Source organism: Burkholderia oklahomensis C6786, from assembly GCF_000959365.1.
GTDB classification, from domain to species: Bacteria; Pseudomonadota; Gammaproteobacteria; order Burkholderiales; family Burkholderiaceae; genus Burkholderia; species Burkholderia oklahomensis.
In genome coordinates this window covers 1478420-1497663 of sequence record NZ_CP009555.1, presented here as the reverse complement: position 1 = coordinate 1497663, position 19244 = coordinate 1478420, and the positions used below count along the sequence as shown (strand labels likewise).

The following is a 19244-nucleotide window of genomic DNA, read 5'->3' as shown; positions in this document are numbered from 1 at the left end:
TATCAGCTGCCGAGGCCGCGGACGCCGGTGCTCAGGATGTCCTTGGTCGCCACGCCGGTGGCGGCGGTGTCGAGCGAGTACAGCGTCGCGACGCCCATCGTGGTGGCGGCCTGGGTCGTGACGTAGCTTTGCTGCTGGGCGTTGGTGGCGTTGTGGGCGGTGTTGGCAAGCGCTTGCGCCGTGGCCTGATAGAGGTTGCCCATCGCGATCGCCGGCGCGTCGCCCAATACCTTGGTATTGGCCTGCGTGACGGAATCGGTGATCTGGTCATTGACGCTGGTCGGGAATGCCATGGTGGCTCCTGGATAAATGTGAGGCTGCCTTGCGGCGGGATGTTCTTCCGGTACGTACCCTGCGCTGCGTGGTAGGGCCGTGAAAACATCGTAGGAAAGCCATCGCGAGCGCGATTGGCGCAGCCGATGGAAAACACGGCGCCGAATCGCGACAACCGTTGTAATCAGCCAAAACCGACCGCCCATGCGGATCAGCGATTTCGCTGCATTGGTTTCCAGTGCCTTTTGCGGAATGAAACGCGGCATGCGGAAAAAACGCCGATTTGCGGTGGAATTTCCGATTGGATCCGGAGGGACAAAGAGCGCGACGCCGGACCGGTAAGCCGTCTTGAGTGTTTTCCTCGATTGCCGCCGAGAAGGACGCGCATACCGGCAAGGCAATGCGGCTTTGGCGAAAAGAAAGCGAGACAACGCGGCGATAAGCCGGACTTACGACTTGCGACGGGAAGAGGCGGTTTGCTGGCCAGGTTCGACGTGAACGCAGGGCCTGACCGAATGCTTGCTTGCGGGGCGCAAACGGACGACGAAGGAGCCGCTATGCCGCACAAACGCAAGGGGGAAGCGAGGGGGACCCGGAATGCGGACCCGGACCCGGAACGATCGGGCCAATGGCGCACGGGACGCGGGACCGGGCAGCTCATCCATGAGCAGCTTGCCGTGCTCGAGAAGGCGATCTTTGAGCGTCTTGGGCGGTGAGCCGATCCGCCACCTGGATGACGAGAAGGGCGAAACGAAGTCAGCGGGCGGCGCAAGCCGCCGGAACGGCGGCCGCCGCGAGTGGATCACGGTCGATTGCGACACGGCGCGCTTCCGAGCTCACGTCGATCATGAAACGCGCTCGGTGCATCCGGACAAGAGACCCTAGCGCGCGGCGGCCGCGACGCGGCCGTCCGGCCCGTAAAAGCCGTTGCGCTGCGGCGCGGCGCGCAGCACGGACAGCGTGCGTTCGTTGTAGTCCATCCGGATGCGGATCAGCATCCCGTTGATCGCGTTCGCGTGGCGCGCGCGTTCGGCCGATTGCTGCAGCAACTGCCAGCCGTTCGCGAGACGCACGTCGTTTTCGGCCGCGCGATCCATCCCCGTCTTGCCGGCCGGCAGGCCGAGCGACGCGAGCAGCGTGTCGCGCCGGCGTTCGAGGTGCGCGAGCTTCTCGATCAGCTCGGATTTCCTGTCGACGATGCCCGGCAGCGCCTCGAGCGGCGACGCCGTCGTCAGCGCCTTTTCCTCGTAGGCAAGCAGGGACGCGAACGCTTCGACCGTCGCGTGCTCGTCGTTGACCGTGGCCAGCAGTTCGTCTCTCATCTCGTTTGGCTCGACATGGCGGCGCGCGGACCGTCCGCGCGCCATGTTTCGCGTTCCTTCGCCCGGCCGCGAAGCCGGTTCAGCCGTTGCCCGATTGCGGCGGCTGCTTCAGCAGCTCGCGGGCGGTCTGCAGGATGCCGTCGGCGATCTTGCCCGTGTCGATCGACAGCGTGCCGTTCTTGATCGCGTCCCGAATCGCCTCGACCTGGGCGGTATCGATGTCGGCGCTGCCCGATGCGGCCAGGTTGCGCAGCGTCGACGACAGGCCGGACAGGCTCACGTTCGCGTCTCCGCCCGTCGGCGCGCCCGCGGCGCCGGCTGGCGCCTGGGCCGCGGCCGGCTGGCCGGCTTGCGTGCGAGCCGCGCCCGCACTGGCGTTCGACAGCGTGCGGGCGTTCGAAGTAGTGGTGGAATCGACTTTCACGATGGTGTTTCCTGTACGGGTTTGACCACGATAACGGCAAGGCCGGCCCGAACTTTAGCACCCGTTTTTCGGTAAATCCCTGAATCAACGAAAGTTTGCAATCTTAGAGGGGGATTTCGACCGTCGCGGCGTCCTTGACGATCGCCGTGACGATCTGGCCCGCCGCCATCCGCACCCGTACCTGCTGGCCGGGCGCCGCGTTGTTGAGCACGCTGCCCTCGGCCGAAATCGTGAATCCCTGCCCCGACGCGACGACCCGCACCGTCTGGCCGATCGACACCGACGCCGCGCTCTTCAGGAGATCCCGGCGCAGCGGCAGCCCGGCCGCGACCCGCGTGAGCGCGGTCGCGCCGACCGCCTCGGTCGGATCGGTGATCACGGCGAGCGGCAGCATCGTCAGGTCGCCGTCGCGCGCGACGAGGTCGGCGGCCGAGAGCGCCTCGCCGGGCGAGATCTGGCGCGCGGCGACGTAGTAGGTCGCCTGCACGGCGAGCTTCGCCTGCAGATAGATCGTCCACGGACGCTCGCCCGCGCAGCGCACGCCGACCGTCGTGCGGCCCCACAGGCGCGCGCCCGACGGCAGGAACGGCTCGAGCGTCGTGCACGCGGCGAGGCCGCGCGGGAACGCGGCCGCGACGGTGACGGTGGTCTTGCCGGGCAGGCCCGCCGCCTGCTGCTGCAGGAACGCGAGCGCCGCGCGGCGGATCGTTTCGCCGTCCTGCTGGCCGGCCGGGACCGGGGCGGCGGCGGTCGCGTTGGCGGAGGCGGCCGATGCGGCGACCGTCTGCGCGCCAGGTGCGTTCGCTGCGGGCGCGGCCGTGCGAATCGGCGCGGGACGGGCCGGCAGCGCGCGCGGCGCGGGCTCCGAGCGGAACGAGACGGGGATCACGCCGCCTTGCGCGGCGGCGGCTTGGGCGCGCTGGGCCTGCCACGGCTGGGCGGCCGACCGTGCGTTCGCGGGCCGGCCAGCGGGCGCGGCCGCGCCCTGCGCGACGACCGTCACGATCTGCTGCGCGTTGACCGGCGCGCGCGATGCGGCGCCCGCGCGGAATGCGGGATTGACGCCGGCAGCGGCGCTTGCGGGCGGATTGCTCCGGTTCGCTGCGCCGGGCGCGGTCGCGCCGGCCGGATTGCTCCATCGGGCGCTCGCCGACGCGGCGCTTGCGGGAAGGTTCGATCCGGCCGTCGTCGATGTGGGATTCGCTTCGCCGGTCCATCCGCTTCGCGGGGCGGCCGCATTCGCTGTCCGGTTCCATCCGGTTGCGGGCGACGCCGCAATCCGGCCGTTCGATGCGGCCGGACCCGGTTCGATCACGATCTGGCCGTTGCTCTGCTCGGCTGCCGTAGAGGCGTTGGCGGAATCGTTCGATCCGGCCTCCGACGGCGCGCCCGCTCGGCCGTTCCACGCGGCGGCCGCCTGCGCGGCGGCCTGAGCGTTCCAGCCGACCGCGCTTGCCGCATTGCCCGATCCGTTCCATCCTGCGGCGGCCGGCGCGCCCGCCCCCGCTGCATTGGCGCCGTGCGGGCTCGCCGCATTCGCCGCGTTCGCGTTCGCGAGCGCCATCTCCGCCGATTCGCCGCGGCCCGGAATCACGATCATCCCGCCGTCGCCCGCCTGCTGCGCGAGCGCGGCGCACATCCAGCCCGCCAGCGCGAGCGCCACGGCAAAGCGCGTGCGCGTCGCGCGGCTTGCGTCTGTCGTCATCGCGCCCTCCTCGAAACCGTTTGGTACGGAGTTGCATTCTAGGGATGGGCGTTCGCCGGCAAACCGCGAATAGAGGGGCCCTTTGCCGGTTATTCGCCCGATTGCCCGTTGCGTCGTCCGCCTACCATGCGTCCCATGGGAAAAAGCCTCTTTGGCCGTCCGTGGTCAGCCGCCCGCGGTTCGCGGTCGACCGCAGGCGGCGAAAGAGCGGCGCATCTTCAGACGGAGACTCGCAGATGCTGGACAAACTCGATGCCGAATTCGCATTCGGCCGCCAGGCGCTCGACGTGCGCACGTATCGGCAGGAACTGCTGTCGTCGAACATCGCGAACGCCGACACGCCCGGCTACCGCGCGCGCGACGTCGATTTCTCGTCGACGCTCGCCCGTGCGCTGAAGCAGGACGGCGCGCGCTCCGCCGGCAACGCGGCGCAGCTTCCGCTCGCGCAGCCGGCCGGCGTGACGAGCGGGATGTCGATGGCGACGACGTCGGGCTCGCACATGGCGGGCAACGTGAAGCTGATCCCGACGGGCGGCCCGAGCGACGACTACGGCCGCGCGCAGTACCGGATCCCGCAGCAGCCGGCGCTCGACGGCAACACCGTCGATCTCGACACCGAGCGCGTGCAGTTCGCCGACAACGCGGTGCACTACCAGGCCGGGATGACGGTGATGACGCAGCAGATCAAGACGATGATCGCCGCGATCACGTCGAATTCGAGTTCGTGACGCGCCGCTTCGGCGCGTTTCCCGCGTGCTGCGCGCGTCACGGGAAACGTTTGGATGAGCGCGCAACGCGATAAGGAGTACGCATGCCTTCGTTGATGAACATTTTCGACGTCGCGGGTTCCGCGATGTCGGCCCAGTCGCAGCGTCTGAACGTGACGGCATCGAACCTCGCGAACGCCGACAGCGTGACGGGTCCCGACGGCAAGCCCTACAAGGCGAAGCAGGTGGTGTTCGCGACCGCGCCGATGGGCCGCGCGCGCACCGCGTCGGGCCAGGGCGTCGGCGGCGTGCAGGTGACCAAGGTGATCGACGATCCGTCGCCGATGAAGACGGCCTACGACCCGTCGAACCCGGCCGCCGACCAGAACGGCTACGTGACGATGCCGAACGTCGATCCGGTGCAGGAGATGGTCAACATGATTTCCGCGTCGCGCTCGTATCAGGCGAACGTCGAGACGTTGAACACCGCGAAGCAGCTGATGCTGAAGACGCTGACGATCGGCAACTGACGCACCCTTTTCCATCGACCGAAACACGCATAGCAGAGGAAGGCGAACCGGTATGACATCCTCCTTCACGACCATCGGCGGCAGCGGCACGACCGTGAACACGCTGCCGTTCGACACGATGAGCGCGAACAGCTCGTCGTCGAGCACGACGGGCACGAGCACGACCGGCACGAGCACGACGAACGGCGCGACCGGCACCGGCAGCTCGAACGCGAACATCAACGTCGCGAGCTCGCTGTCGACCACGTCGGCGAGCGACCTGCAGACGACGTTCCTCAAGCTGCTCGTCACGCAGTTGCAGAACCAGGATCCGACGAGTCCCGTCGACAGCGCGCAGATGACGTCGCAGCTCGCGCAGATCAACACGGTGAGCGGCATCGCGCAGTTGAACACGTCGCTCACGTCGCTGTCGTCGCAGCTCACGGCCGGCCAGCAGACGCAGGCGGCGATGCTGATCGGCTCGAACGTGCTCGCGCCGGGCAACACCGTGCCCGTCAAGAGCGGCGCGGCGTCGCCGTTCGGCGTGCAGCTGACGAGCGCCGTGTCGAACCTGACGATCACCGTGAAGAACGCGTCGGGCGTCGTCGTCAACACGATCAACGCGGGCGCGCAGTCGGCGGGCACCGTGCCGTTCAACTGGACGCCGACCGACACGGCCGGCAACAAGCTGCCCGACGGCACCTACACGATCAGCGCGAGCTACACCGACACGTCCGGCAAGCAGTACGCGCCGACGACGCTGTCGTCCGCGCAGGTGCTGAGCGTCGTCAAGCAGGCCGACGGCACGCCGGGGCTCGTGCTGTCGAACGGATCGACGGTCGGCTTCAGCCAGGTCGCATCGATCTTCCCGAATACCACGATGAGCGCGTCGAACGGCAGCGCCTCGTCTTCCACCAACTGATCCAGCTTCTTCGCCACGGAGACCGAGATGGGCTATCAACAAGGTTTGAGCGGTTTGGCAGGCGCGTCGAGCGACCTCGACGTGATCGGCAACAACATCGCGAACGCGAACACGGTCGGCTTCAAGGGAAGCACCGCGCAGTTTGCCGACATGTACGCGAATTCGGTCGCGTCGGCCGTCAACAATCCGATCGGCATCGGCACGATGCTCGCGTCGGTGCAGCAGCAGTTCAGCCAGGGCACGATCACGTCGAGCACCTCGTCGCTGAACGTCGCGATCAACGGCAACGGCTTCTTCCAGATGTCGAACAACGGCGTCGTCACGTATTCGCGCGACGGCACGTTCCAGCGCGACAAGAACGGCTACATCGTCAACTCGCAGGGCCTGAACCTGATGGGCTACGCGGCCGACGCGAACGGCGTGATCAACAGCGCGGCGACCGTGCCGCTGCAGGCGCCGACGACCAACATCGCGCCGACCGCGACGAGCAAGATTACCGGCCAGTTCAACCTGAACTCGCAGGACGCGGTGCCCGCGACGACGCCGTTCAACTATTCGGATCCGACGAGCTACAACTACACGACGTCGGTGCAGGCGTTCGATTCGCTCGGCGGCTCGCAGAACGTCAACCTGTACTTCGTGAAGAGCTCGACGACGGGTCAGTGGGAAGCGTACGCGGGCCCGTCGGGCCAGACGCCGACCGATCTCGGCTCGGTCAAGTTCAACACGGCGGGCACGATCACGAGCACGTCGACGCCGGCCGGCGCGCCGACGACGAACGTCGGCCAGTTCTCGTTCTCGATTCCGACGACGACGGGCGCGGCGAACCCGCAGAACCTGACGCTCGACCTGACGGGCACGACGCAGTACGGCGGCAAGAACGGCATCAACAACCTCACGCAGAACGGCTTCGCGAGCGGCGTGCTGACGACGTTCTCGATCGGCGCGGACGGCAAGCTCACGGGCAACTACTCGAACGGCCAGACGTCGACGCTCGGCCAGATCGTGCTCGCGAACTTCAACAATCCGAACGGCCTCGTGAGCGTCGGCAACAACCAGTACGTCGAGACGGCCGCGTCGGGCGTGCCGCAGATCTCCGCGCCCGGCAGCACGAACCACGGCACGCTGCAGGGCAGCGCGCTCGAAAACTCGAACGTCGACCTGACGAGCCAGCTCGTGAAGCTGATCACCGCGCAGCGCAACTACCAGGCGAACGCGCAGACGATCAAGACGCAGCAGACCGTCGACCAGACGCTCATCAACCTGTAAGCGGCCTTCGCGGATAACAGCCAGCCATGGACCGACTGATCTATACGGCGATGACGGGCGCGACGCAGTCGCTCGAGCAGCAGTCCGTCGTCGCGAACAATCTCGCGAACACGTCGACGACGGGGTTCCGCGCGCAGCTCGCGACGTTCCGCGCGGTGCCGATGAACTTCGACGACGGCAGCGGCAACGTCGATCCGTCGACGACGCGCACCTACACGCTGTCGTCGACGCCCGTCGCGGACTTCACGCCGGGCCCGATCGAGCGGACCGGCAACCCGCTCGACGTCGCGGTCCAGGGGCCGGGCTGGCTGTCCGTGATGCTGCCGGACGGCACCGAGGCGTACACGCGCGCGGGCAACCTGCACGTCGACCAGAACGGGCAGCTCGTGACCGCGAACAACCTGCCCGTCGTCGGCAACGGCGGCCCGCTCGCGGTGCCGCCGAACGCGCAGCTGACGATCGGCCAGGACGGCACCGTGTCGGCGCTGATGCCGGGCGATCCGCCGACCGCCGTCGCGATGATCGATCAACTGAAGCTCGTGAATCCCGATCCCGCTGCGATGAAGCGCGGCGACGACGGCCTGTTCCGCACCGCGGACGGTAATCCCGCCGATGCCGATCCGGCCGTGCGGGTCGTGCCGAATTCGCTCGAAGGCAGCAACGTCAATCCGGTGGCGGCGATGGTGTCGATGATCGACAACGCGCGCGCGTTCGAATTGCAGACGAAGCTGATCCAGTCCGCCGACCAGAACGAGCAGGCGGCGAACCAGCTGCTCAATTTCAGCTAAGCGCGGCAAGCGCCAGACAAGGAGTCAACACGTGAACCGTTCCCTCTACATCGCCGCGACCGGCATGAATGCGCAGCAGTCGCAGATGGACGTGATCTCGAACAACCTCGCGAACGTGAGCACCAATGGCTTCAAGGGCTCGCGCGCGGTGTTCGAGGATCTGCTGTACCAGACCGTGCGCCAGCCGGGCGCGAATTCGACGCAGCAGACCGAGCTGCCGTCGGGCCTGCAGCTCGGCACGGGCGTCCAGCAGGTCGCGACCGAGCGCCTCTACACGCAGGGCGCGCTGCAGCAGACCGGCAACTCGAAGGACGTCGCGATCAACGGCCAGGGCTTCTTCCAGGTGCTGATGCCGGACGGCACGAACGCCTACACGCGCGACGGCTCGTTCCAGACCAATGCGCAGGGCCAGCTCGTCACGTCGAGCGGCTATCAGGTGATTCCGGCGATCACGATCCCGCAGAACGCAACGTCGCTCACGATCGGCAGCGACGGCGTCGTGTCGGTCACGCAGCCGGGCTCGAACAACGCGGTGCAGATCGGCGCGCTCCAGGTCGCGACGTTCATCAACCCCGCCGGCCTCGACGCGAAGGGCGAGAACCTGTTCGCGGAGACGACGTCGTCGGGCCAGCCGAACGTGTCGCAGCCCGGCCTGAACGGCGCGGGCACGCTCAAGCAGGGCTACGTCGAGGCGTCGAACGTGAACGTCGTCCAGGAGCTCGTCAACATGATCCAGACGCAGCGCGCGTACGAAATCAACAGCAAGGCCGTGACGACGTCCGACCAGATGCTGCAGACCGTCACGCAGATGTCGCGCTAACCGGCCCCAGGTCAGACGCCATGAAGCAGGTTCGTTTCTCCCCGCAACCGGCGCGCCGCGCGCGCATCGCGGCGGCGCTCGCCGCGGCCGCGCTCGCGCTGGCCGGCTGCGCGCAGCTGCCGCGCGAGCCGATCACGCAGCAGCCGATGTCGGTGATGCCGCCGATGCCGCCCGCGATGCAGGCGCCCGGCTCGATCTACAACCCGGGCTATGCGGGCCGGCCGCTCTTCGAGGATCAGCGGCCGCGCAACATCGGCGACATCCTGACGATCGTGATCGCGGAGAACATCAACGCGACGAAGTCGTCGGGCGCGAACACGAACCGGCAGGGCAACACGAGCTTCGACGTGCCGACGGCGGGCTTTCTCGGCGGCCTCTTCAACAAGGCGAACCTGTCCGCGCAGGGCGCGAACAAGTTCGCGGCCACGGGCGGCGCGAGCGCGGCGAACACGTTCAACGGCACGATCACCGTGACGGTGACGAACGTGCTGCCGAACGGCAACCTCGTCGTGAGCGGCGAGAAGCAGATGCTGATCAACCAGGGCAACGAATTCGTGCGCTTCTCGGGCATCGTCAATCCGAACACGATCTCGGGCCAGAACTCGGTCTATTCGACGCAGGTCGCGGACGCGAGGATCGAATACTCGGCGAAGGGCTACATCAACGAAGCCGAGACGATGGGCTGGCTGCAGCGCTTCTTCCTCAATATCGCGCCGTGGTGAAGACGATGCGTACCTTGCTCGCGCGCGTCGTGCGCGTTCTCCGTTCGAATTGCCGCGCGGCCGCGTGCTGCGCGCTCGCGGCCGCCTGCGCGTTCGTGCTCGCGCCCGTCGCCGCGCACGCGGAGCGCCTGAAGGAGCTCGCGCAGATCCAGGGCGTGCGCGACAACCCGCTGATCGGCTACGGCCTCGTCGTCGGCCTCGACGGCACCGGCGACCAGACGATGCAGACGCCGTTCACCACGCAGACGCTCGCGAACATGCTCGCGAACCTCGGCATCTCGATCAACAACGGCTCGGCGAACGGCGGCTCGTCGGCGATGACGAACATGCAGCTGAAGAACGTCGCCGCGGTGATGGTGACGGCGACGCTGCCGCCGTTCGCGCGGCCGGGCGAGGCGATCGACGTGACGGTGTCGTCGCTCGGCAACGCGAAGAGCCTGCGCGGCGGCACGCTGCTCCTCACGCCGTTGAAGGGCGCGGACGGCCAGGTCTACGCGCTCGCGCAGGGCAACATGGCGGTGGGCGGCGCGGGCGCGAGCGCGAACGGCAGCCGCGTGCAGGTGAACCAGCTCGCGGCCGGGCGGATCGCCGGCGGCGCGATCGTCGAGCGTTCGGTGCCGAACGCGATCGCGCAGATGAACGGCGTGCTGCAGCTGCAATTGAACGACATGGATTACGGCACCGCGCAGCGGATCGTGTCCGCGGTGAATTCGAGCTTCGGCGCGGGCACCGCGACGGCGCTCGACGGCCGCACGATCCAGCTCACGGCGCCCGCCGACTCGGCGCAGCAGGTCGCGTTCATGGCGCGGCTGCAGAATCTGGAAGTGAGCCCCGACAAGGCGGCGGCGAAGGTGATCCTGAACGCGCGCACGGGCTCGATCGTGATGAACCAGATGGTGACGCTGCAGAACTGCGCGGTCGCGCACGGCAATCTGTCGGTCGTCGTCAACACGCAGCCCGTCGTGTCGCAGCCGGGGCCGTTCTCGAACGGGCAGACGGTGGTCGCGCAGCAGTCGCAGATTCAGTTGAAGCAGGACAACGGCGCGCTGCGCATGGTGACGGCGGGCGCGAACCTCGCCGAAGTGGTGAAGGCGCTCAACTCGCTCGGCGCGACGCCCGCGGATCTGATGTCGATCCTGCAGGCGATGAAGGCGGCAGGCGCGCTACGCGCGGATCTGGAGATCATCTAAGTGACGACTTTCACGAAAGCGAACGATCTGTCGCAGCGCTTCGCGCTCGACGTTCAAGGGTTCGACGCGCTGCGCTCGCAAGCCGCGGCGGCGACGCCGCGCGAAGGCGTGAAGATGGTCGCGGGCCAGTTCGACGCGATGTTCACGCAGATGATGCTGAAGAGCATGCGCGACGCGACGCCGTCGAACAGCCCCTTCGATTCGAGCTCGTCGAAGATGTACACGTCGATGCTCGACCAGCAGCTCGCGCAGCAGATGTCGGCGAAGGGCATCGGCGTCGCCGACGCGCTGGCGAAGCAGTTGATGCGCAACGCGAACGTGGCGCCCGATGCGCAGGGCGAGGGCGGCATCGCGGCGATGAACGCGCTCGCGAAGGCGTATGCGAACTCGAACGCGTCGGCCGGCAACGGCGCGCTGGCGGGCACGCGCGGCTATTCGGCGGCGAGCGCGCTGACGCCGCCGCTCAAGGGCAACGGCGGCTCCGCGAACGCGGACGCATTCGTCGAGAAGATGGCGGGCGCCGCGCAGGCGGCGAGCGCGGCGACGGGCATTCCGGCGCGCTTCATCGTCGGCCAGGCGGCGCTCGAATCCGGCTGGGGCAAGCGCGAGATCCGCGGCGCGAACGGCGAATCGAGCTACAACGTGTTCGGCATCAAGGCGTCGAAGGGCTGGACCGGGCGCACGGTGTCGGCCGTCACGACCGAATACGCGAACGGCAAGCCGCACCGCGTCGTCGCGCAGTTCCGCGCATACGACTCGTACGAGCACGCGATGACCGACTATGCGAACCTGCTGAAGAACAACCCGCGCTACGCGGGCGTGCTGAATGCGGGCCACAGCGCGGAAGGCTTCGCGCACGGGATGCAGAAGGCCGGCTACGCGACCGATCCGCACTATGCGAAGAAGCTGATTTCGATCATGCAGCAGATCGGCTGACCCGAACCGAGCAACCGTTCGGTACATTTCGGACCGCGCCAGGCCTGGCCTCGCGCGGTTTTAACGTTTGCTAAAAAAATAAACTCCGGTTTCGATCTAAACTTTGCGCTGCTGTTGCCGCTAAACGTGAGAGACCAACGATCGGGCGGATCGCGCCCCGGTCATAACGCGCCCCCAAACCCGCCGGGCGCACCGAGATAAATACCGGCAAGCCATGAATACCGAACAGTCGACGAGTCAGGCCGCGAGCGCCGCCGCGCATTCCGGCCATGATTACGGCCGCCGCAATCCGCTCGAGATCGGCGTGCAGCTGCGCAACCTCGTCAATCGTGGAGATTTCCTGACCGTCCAGTACCAGGGCGGCCAGCTCGTCACCCGCATCCTCGACGTCGACGTCGGCGCGCGAACCTTCGTGTTCGACTGGGGCGCGCTCGCCGACCAGAACGCCGGCATCCTCGCCGCGCCGCACTGCGTGTTCCACGCGTCGCCGGACGGCGTGCGCGTCGAATTCTCGACCGCGACCCCGCGCGAGACCCGCTACGAAAACCTTCCCGCATTCGAAGCCGATTTCCCCGACGTGCTGTACTGCGTGCAGCGCCGCGAATATTTCCGCGTCGACGCGCCGATCCTCGATCCGTACGTATGCCGCGGCAGGCTGCCGGACGGCGAGAGCTTCCGGTTCGAAGTGCACAACCTGTCGCTGGGCGGCCTCGGGCTGCGCACGCTCGACGAGCGCGTGTCCGCGCTCGAGCTGGGCACGACGCTGCCCGACGTCGAGCTGAACCTGAACGGCCACGGGATGCTGTCGCTCGACCTGCAGCTCGTGTCGCACCGCTCGACCGACGCGCCGAACGGCTCGCGCCGCTACCAGCTCGGCTTTCGGTTCGTGTCGCTGCCGGGCAACGCCGAGAACACGCTGCAGCGCCTCATCACGCAGCTGGAGATGAAGCGCCGGCAGCTCGCGCGGGCCTGATCCGCGGCGGGCGAGGCCGCCCGCGACGCCTGCGGCCGCGCTTGCGCGCCGGCCGCGGGACGCCGCACGCATTTTTGCGCGTGCGGTCCCTCAATTTTTCTCACGCGCGGCCGTTATACCGGGAGTCCACGCAACCCGGCGGCCGCGGCGCGGCCGGCTCATAGGATCGCGCATGTCCAATACCCTCATGAACCTCGGGATCAGCGGCCTGAACGCCGCGCTCTGGGGGATCACCACGACCGGCCAGAACATCAGCAACTCGGCGACGCCCGGCTATTCCGTCGAGCGTCCCGTCTACGCGGAAGCGAGCGGCCAGTACACGAGCAGCGGCTATCTGCCGCAAGGCGTGACGACCGTCACCGTCGAGCGCCAGTACAACCAGTATCTGTCGAACCAGCTCAACGCCGCGCAGACGCAGGGCAGCTCGCTGTCGACCTACTATTCGCTCGTCGCGCAACTGAACAACTACGTCGGCAGCCCGACGGCCGGCATCTCGACCGCGATCACGAACTACTTCACCGGCCTGCAGACGGTCGCGAACAACGCGGCGGATCCGTCCGCGCGGCAGACCGCGATCAGCAACGCGCAGACGCTCGCGAGCCAGCTCGTGGCCGCGGGCCAGCAGTACTCGCAACTGCGTCAGACCGTGAACTCGCAGCTCACCGACACCGTCACGCAGATCAACAGCTACACCGCGCAGATCGCGCAGCTCAACGAGCAGATCGCGTCGGCGAGCTCGCAGGGCCAGCCGCCGAACCAGCTGCTCGACCAGCGCGATCTCGCGGTGTCGAACCTGTCGCAGCTCGCGGGCGTGCAGGTCGTGCCGGGCAACGGCAGCTACAGCGTGTTCCTGTCGGGCGGCCAGCCGCTCGTCGTCGGGAACGCGAGCTATCAGCTCGCCGCCGTCGCGTCGCCGTCCGATCCGAGCGAGCTCACGATCGTGTCGAAGGGCATGGCGGGCGCGAACCCGCCGGGCGACACCCAGTACCTGCCCGACGTGTCGCTGACGGGCGGCACGCTGGGCGGCCTGATCGCGTTCCGCCGCCAGACGCTCGATCCCGCGCAGGCGCAGCTCGGCGCGCTCGCGGTCAGCTTCGCGTCGCAGGTCAACGCGCAGAACGCGCTCGGCATCGATCTGTCGGGCAATCCGGGCGGCAACCTGTTCACGGTCGGCAGCCCGACCGTCTACTCGAACCAGGGCAACACCGGCGGCGCGACGCTGTCCGTGTCGATCGCGGACGGCACGCAGCCGCCGTCGAGCGACTACTCGCTGTCGTTCGACGGCTCGAAATACACGCTGACCGACCGCGCGACGGGCAGCGTCGTCGGCACGGCTACGCCGGCGTCCACGCCGCCGACGATGACGATCGGCGGCTTGAAGCTGTCGCTCACGAGCACACCCGCCGCGGGCGATTCGTTCACCGTGCTGCCGACGCGCGGCGCGCTCGACGGCTTCGCGCTCGCGACCGCGAACGGCTCGGCGATCGCGGCCGCGTCGCCCGTGCTCGCGGCGAGCGCGCCGACGAACAGCGGCACGGGCGCGATCACGCAGGGCGCGGTGAGCGCGGGCTATCAACTGCCGTCCGGCACGACGACGCTCACGTACAACGCGTCGTCGAAGACGCTGTCGGGCTTCCCCGCCGGCACGACGGTGACGGTCGCGGGCCCGCCGCAGACGTCGATCGACATCACGAGCGCGACGACGCCCGTGCCGTACGACCCGTCGAAGGGCGCGTCGATGACGATTTCGAGCACGACGCAGCCGCCGTCGTCGCCGACCGTGATGAACGACGTGAGCGTGTCGCTGTCGGGCACGCCCGCGGACGGCGACCAGTTCACGATCGGCGCGAACAAGGGCACGAACGACGGCCGCAACGCGCTCGCGCTGTCGCAGCTCGTCAACTCGAAGACGATGAACAACGGCACGACGACGCTGACGGGCGCGTACGCGGGCTACGTGAACGCGATCGGCAACGCGGCGAGCCAGTTGAAGGCGTCGAGCACCGCGCAGACGGCGCTCGTCGGCCAGATCACGGCGCAGCAGCAGTCGGTGTCGGGCGTGAACCAGAACGAGGAAGCGGCGAACCTGATGCAGTACCAGCAGCTCTATCAGGCGAATGCGAAGGTGATCCAGACGGCGGATTCGCTGTTCAAGACCGTGCTCGGTCTCTTCAACTGAACGAGGTAGACGGCGATGCGCATTTCCAGCTCTCAGCTCTACAGCCTGAACGTCAACATGATGAACGACCAGCAGGCGCAGATCGCTCAGCTCTACCAGCAGGTGTCGAGCGGCGTCAGCCTGACGACGCCCGCCGACAATCCGCTCGCGGCCGCGCAGGCGGTCCAGTTGTCGGCGACGTCGGCGACGCTCGCGCAGTACACGTCGAACCAGTCGGTCGTGCAGACCGCGCTGCAGACCGAGAGCACGACGCTCACGAGCGTCAACGACGTGCTCAACGCCGCGTATCAGGCGCTCATGCATGCGGGCGACGGCGGGCTGTCGGACAGCGACCGCGCGGCGCTCGCGGCGCAGATCCAGGGCTCGCGCGACCACCTGCTCACGCTTGCGAACACGGCGGACGGCGCCGGCAACTACCTGTTCTCGGGCTTTCAGCCGACGACGCAGCCGTTCTCGAACAAGCCGGGCGGCGGCGTCACGTACGCCGGCGATTACGGCGCGCGGACGGTGCAGATCGCCGACACGCGCACGATCTCGCAGGGCGACAACGGCGCGAGCGTGTTCACGTCGGTGCCGTTCCTCGGCAGCCTGCCGGTGCCGGCCGCGGGCGCGAGCAACACGGGCACGGGCACGATCGGCGCGGTCAGCATCACGAATCCGTCCGATCCGACCAATACGCACCAGTTCACGATCGCGTTCGGCGGCACGGCGGCCGCGCCGACCTACACGGTGACCGACAACACGGTCGCGCCGCCGACGACGACCGCCGCGCAGCCGTACTCGGCAGGCGTGGGGATCAATCTCGGCGGCCAGACGGTCGCGGTGTCGGGCTCGCCGGCGGCGGGCGACACGTTCACGGTGACGCCCGCGCCGCAGGCGGGCACCGACGTGTTCGCGACGCTCGACACGGTAATCGCCGCGCTGAAGTCGCCCGTCGGCAACAGTCAGACCGCGTCGACCGCGCTGACGAACACGATGGCCACCGCGTCGACGAAGCTGATGAACACGATGACGAACGTGCTGACCGTGCAGGCGTCGGTCGGCGGCCGCCTGCAGGAAGTGAAGGCGATGCAGTCGGTGACGACGACGAATTCGCTTCAGACGACGAACAGCCTGTCGAACCTGACCGACACGAACCTGCCGGCCGCGATCAGCCAGTTCCTGCAACTGCAGAATTCGCTGAGCGCCGCGCAGAAGGCGTTCGTGCAGATGCAGAATCTGTCGCTGTTCCAGTATCTGAATCCGTAAGCGTCGCGGCTTGCGCTCGGCGTCCGCGCCGTCGGCGAGCCGGTTGGTTAGGCGATCGGCTTGTCGGTAGTGCGGTTTGCGGTGGGGGCGCGCATTGCGATGAAGCGGGCGGCTCGTGCCGCACGTTTTGTTTTTCGGCGCGGTCGTTTCGTCGTCGGCCTCGGCTGCGTGGCCGCTAGGCAGGACGCGTCGGGACAGCGATCTTCCGCCATGGCTTGCCGCCATGGCGGCATCGGGCGTATCGATCGTATCGATCGCATCGATCGCGACTCGGGCTGACTTTGCCGGTGCGTCCGGCTTTGACGCACGGCGGCGCGGGCCGCGCGCCCGGCGCCCCCGTCTTTTTGGCCTCCGTGCCGCCTCCGCCCCGTCGGTTCGCCGACGCGGACCGCCTTCGCCGTCTCCGCGCGCGTTTCCTTTCCCGTTCCTTGCGTTTCCTGTCCGCGCGCATGCCGCGCGGCGGGCGTTTTTGCGCGCCGCTTGTCAGCGCGATTCCCGCTTCGTACACTCGCGCCTGATTTTGCCTCGACGCGCCGTCGCGCGCGCCTCAATCCAGACAACAAGGAGAATCCCGCGATGGCCGATTCCTATTTCCCGCGGTGGCGCGCGCAGCCGCGCGACGACGCGGCCCGCGTCGTCGCGCCCGACGAGCGCCTGCCGTGGCCGCAAACGTTCGCGATGGGCGTGCAGCACGTCGTCGCGATGTTCGGCTCGACCGTGCTCGCGCCGCTCCTGATGGGCTTCGATCCGAACCTCTGCATCCTGATGTCCGGGATCGGCACGCTGCTCTTCTTCGTGCTCGTCGGCGGCCGCGTGCCGAGCTATCTCGGCTCGAGCTTCGCGTTCATCGGCCTCGTGATCGCGGTGACGGGCTACGGCGGCGGCGGCGCGAACCCGAACATGCCTGTCGCGCTCGGCGGGATCGTCGCGTGCGGCGTCGTCTATGCGCTGATCGGCGTCGTCGTGTCGGCGATCGGCACCCGCTGGATCGAGGCGCTGATGCCGCCCGTCGTCACGGGCGCGATCGTCGCGGTGATCGGGCTCAACCTCGCGCCGATCGCGGTGAAGAGCGTCTCCGCGTCGACGTTCGATTCGACGCTCGCGCTCGTGACCGTGCTCTGCGTCGGCGGCGTCGCGGTGTTCGCGCGCGGGATGCTGCAGCGGCTGCTGATTCTCGTCGGCGTGCTGATCGCGTATGCGATCTACGCGGTGCTGACGAACGGCCTGGGCCTCGGCAAGCCGATCGATTTCGCGAGCGTCGCGAACGCCGCCTGGTTCGGCGTGCCGGCGTTCCATCGGCCGGCGTTCGATCCTCACGCGATGCTGCTGATCGCGCCCGTCGCGGTGATCCTCGTCGCCGAGAATCTCGGCCACATCAAGGCGGTGAGCGCGATGACGGGCCGCAACCTCGATCGCTACGTCGGCCGCGCGTTCGTCGGCGACGGGCTCGCGACGATCGTGTCGGGCAGCATGGGCGGCACGGGGGTGACGACGTATGCGGAGAATATCGGCGTGATGGCGGTCACGCGGATCTACTCGACGCTCGTGTTCGTCGCCGCCGCGCTGATCGCGATCGTGCTCGGCTTCTCACCGAAGTTCGGCGCGGTGATCCAGACGATTCCGGGGCCGGTGCTGGGCGGCGTGTCGATCGTCGTGTTCGGCCTCATTGCGGTGACGGGCGCGCGGATCTGGGTCGTGAACCGTGTCGACTTCTCGGACAACCGGAATCTGATCGTCGCGGCCGTCACGCTCGTGCTCGGCGCGGGCGACTTCTCGCTGAAGTTCGGCGGCTTCGCGCTCGGCGGGATCGGCACCGCGACGTTCGGCGCGATCATTCTCTATGCGCTGTTGCGCAAGGAGAAGGAGCCGGGGCCGATGGTGTGAGTGACGGCGGCGGCTCGGGGGCGGGGAACTGCGGGCGTCGGTCGAGGTGGGGCGGGCGAAGCGCGGAGATCGGGGTGAGGTGGTCGAAGCGCGGTGGTCGAATCGCAGCGGGTCGAAGTGCGGCGGTCGAATCGCGGCGGTCGAATCGCGGCGGTCGAATCGCGGCGGTCGAAGCGCGGCGGTCGAAGCGCGGCGGTCGAAGCGCGGCGGTCGAAGCGCGGCGGTCGAAGCGCGGCGGTCGAAGCGCGGCGGTCGAAGCGCGGCGGTCGAAGCGCGGCGGTCGAAGCGCGGCGGGTGGTGCGATCGCACGGCGTTCGTCGCGCGATCGATCCGGCGCTCGATCGGCGCCGCACCCAGCATCCGGCCGATCTTCCCGACCCGACGCCCGCCCGGATATTCAGCCGGCGTGAGCCTGCGCTTCGAGCCACGCGCAGAACCGGCCGACGAGCGCCTCGCCCGCCGTCTCGCGCGGCGCGATCCACCAGTAGCTGCGCGTCGCGATTCGCGGGCTCGGCAGCGGCGTCACGAGCCGGCCGCTCGCGAGCTCGTCGGCGATGAGCGGCAGCGGCCCAAGCGCGACGCCGAGGCCGTCCACCGCCGCCTGCAGCGCGAGATAGAAGTGGTCGAACGACTGCTTCTTGCGACCCTTCATCGGCGTGCCCGCCGCGGCGAACCACTCGCGCCACGCGTCGGGGCGCGTATCCGAATGCAGCAGCACGTGGCGCGCGAGATCGTCCGCGCTTGCGATCGGCGTGCGCTTCAGGAGCGCCGGACTGCACACGGGAATCATGCTTTCGTCGAGGAACCGGCCGCTCGCGCAGTTCGGCCAGCGGCCGGGGCCGCGCCGGATCGCGACGTCGAAGCCGTCGAGCGAGCCGAGCGGCGCATTCGACGTCGACAGTTTCAGCTCGACGTTCGGCACCTCGCGCTGGAACCGCGACAGGCGCGGCAGCAGCCATTTCATCGCGAACGTCGGCAGCGCGTTGATGCGCAGCACGCGCGCGGCGCCCGTCTCGCGCAGCTGCTCGGTCGCGCGCGCGATGCTGTCGAACGCCGCCTCGACGGTCGCGAGATAGCGGCGGCCTTCGTCGGTGAGCTTCACCCGCTTGCCGCGCCGGTGGAACACCGGCTTGCCGAGCCACGCCTCGAACGCGGCGATCTGCCGGCTGATGGCACCGTGGGTCACATGCAGCTCCTCGCCCGCGGCGCTGAAGCTCTCGTGTCTTGCGGCGGCCTCGAAGGCCTTCAGTGCTGGAAACGGTGGGAGATCGCGTGCCATGCTTGTGATTCTAGATCACAAAGCCGCGCCGATAAAATCGTTTGGAGTCCGCGGCGAACGGGCGTAATCTCGGCTCGTGAAAATCGCGAGGACT

The 19244-nt window shown here is 68.3% G+C and carries 18 protein-coding genes; 13 read left to right on the top strand and 5 right to left on the bottom strand.

Features of this window, described 5'->3' with window-relative positions; translation table 11 throughout:
- Positions 1-2: 2 nt before the first annotated feature.
- The 4 genes from BG90_RS06650 to flgA form a co-directional block, all read right to left on the bottom strand.
- Positions 3-293, bottom strand: coding sequence for a RebB family R body protein (locus tag BG90_RS06650; RefSeq protein ID WP_010101057.1), 291 nt, complete (start codon positions 291-293; stop codon positions 3-5).
- Between the two features lie 861 nt (positions 294-1154).
- On the bottom strand, positions 1155-1595 hold the full coding sequence (locus BG90_RS06635) for a flagella synthesis protein FlgN (protein ID WP_010101060.1): 441 nt from the start codon (positions 1593-1595) through the stop codon (positions 1155-1157).
- A 79-nt stretch (positions 1596-1674) separates the two neighbouring features.
- The gene (gene flgM / locus BG90_RS06630; protein ID WP_038802828.1) at positions 1675-2019 is read right to left on the bottom strand and encodes a flagellar biosynthesis anti-sigma factor FlgM; all 345 of its coding nucleotides are present in this window, start codon (positions 2017-2019) and stop codon (positions 1675-1677) included.
- Between the two features lie 103 nt (positions 2020-2122).
- The gene (gene flgA, locus BG90_RS36650; protein ID WP_045568094.1) at positions 2123-3724 is read right to left on the bottom strand and encodes a flagellar basal body P-ring formation chaperone FlgA; all 1602 of its coding nucleotides are present in this window, start codon (positions 3722-3724) and stop codon (positions 2123-2125) included.
- A gap of 236 nt (positions 3725-3960) precedes the next feature.
- On the opposite strand from flgA, the gene flgB reads away from it, so the two are divergent.
- The 13 genes from flgB to BG90_RS06560 all read left to right on the top strand — a co-directional run bounded on the left by flgB (position 3961) and on the right by BG90_RS06560 (position 17871).
- Positions 3961-4452, top strand: coding sequence for a flagellar basal body rod protein FlgB (flgB, locus tag BG90_RS06620; RefSeq protein WP_010112961.1), 492 nt, complete (start codon positions 3961-3963; stop codon positions 4450-4452).
- A gap of 83 nt (positions 4453-4535) precedes the next feature.
- Positions 4536-4961, top strand: a complete 426-nt coding sequence (flgC, locus tag BG90_RS06615; protein ID WP_010112963.1) for a flagellar basal body rod protein FlgC — start codon at positions 4536-4538, stop codon at positions 4959-4961.
- A 52-nt stretch (positions 4962-5013) separates the two neighbouring features.
- Entirely contained in the window at positions 5014-5862 is an 849-nt protein-coding gene (flgD, locus tag BG90_RS06610) for a flagellar hook assembly protein FlgD (RefSeq protein ID WP_010121223.1), read from the top strand.
- A 27-nt stretch (positions 5863-5889) separates the two neighbouring features.
- Positions 5890-7131, top strand: a complete 1242-nt coding sequence (gene flgE / locus BG90_RS06605) for a flagellar hook protein FlgE (protein WP_010112967.1) — start codon at positions 5890-5892, stop codon at positions 7129-7131.
- A 26-nt stretch (positions 7132-7157) separates the two neighbouring features.
- Complete coding sequence (flgF, locus tag BG90_RS06600) at positions 7158-7919, top strand: flagellar basal-body rod protein FlgF (protein ID WP_010112969.1); 762 nt, start codon at positions 7158-7160, stop codon at positions 7917-7919.
- A 31-nt stretch (positions 7920-7950) separates the two neighbouring features.
- Positions 7951-8739 (top strand): flagellar basal-body rod protein FlgG, encoded by a 789-nt coding sequence (flgG, locus tag BG90_RS06595; RefSeq protein ID WP_010112971.1) that lies wholly within the window; start codon positions 7951-7953, stop codon positions 8737-8739.
- A 20-nt stretch (positions 8740-8759) separates the two neighbouring features.
- Positions 8760-9461 (top strand): flagellar basal body L-ring protein FlgH, encoded by a 702-nt coding sequence (flgH, locus tag BG90_RS06590; RefSeq protein WP_038802830.1) that lies wholly within the window; start codon positions 8760-8762, stop codon positions 9459-9461.
- On the top strand, positions 9455-10651 hold the full coding sequence (locus BG90_RS06585; RefSeq protein WP_010113452.1) for a flagellar basal body P-ring protein FlgI: 1197 nt from the start codon (positions 9455-9457) through the stop codon (positions 10649-10651). The genes flgH and BG90_RS06585 overlap by 7 nt, the downstream gene beginning before the upstream one ends.
- Positions 10652-11587, top strand: a complete 936-nt coding sequence (gene flgJ / locus BG90_RS06580) for a flagellar assembly peptidoglycan hydrolase FlgJ (protein WP_010113453.1) — start codon at positions 10652-10654, stop codon at positions 11585-11587.
- Positions 11588-11801: 214 nt separating this feature from the next.
- Entirely contained in the window at positions 11802-12560 is a 759-nt protein-coding gene (locus tag BG90_RS06575) for a flagellar brake protein (protein ID WP_010101076.1), read from the top strand.
- A 172-nt stretch (positions 12561-12732) separates the two neighbouring features.
- A complete protein-coding gene (gene flgK / locus BG90_RS06570) occupies positions 12733-14739 on the top strand; it encodes a flagellar hook-associated protein FlgK (RefSeq protein ID WP_010113454.1) in 2007 nt (668 codons plus the stop codon).
- Between the two features lie 15 nt (positions 14740-14754).
- A complete protein-coding gene (flgL, locus tag BG90_RS06565; protein ID WP_010101085.1) occupies positions 14755-15987 on the top strand; it encodes a flagellar hook-associated protein FlgL in 1233 nt (410 codons plus the stop codon).
- 576 nt (positions 15988-16563) lie between these two features.
- Positions 16564-17871 carry a solute carrier family 23 protein gene (locus BG90_RS06560; RefSeq protein WP_010101088.1) on the top strand — a complete coding sequence of 436 codons (1308 nt, stop codon included), beginning with the start codon at positions 16564-16566 and terminating at the stop codon, positions 17869-17871.
- A gap of 397 nt (positions 17872-18268) precedes the next feature.
- Here the strand turns inward: BG90_RS06560 and BG90_RS06555 are convergent, their stop codons facing one another.
- The gene (locus tag BG90_RS06555) at positions 18269-19150 is read right to left on the bottom strand and encodes a transcriptional regulator GcvA (protein ID WP_010113456.1); all 882 of its coding nucleotides are present in this window, start codon (positions 19148-19150) and stop codon (positions 18269-18271) included.
- Between the last annotated feature and the right edge of the window lie 94 nt (positions 19151-19244).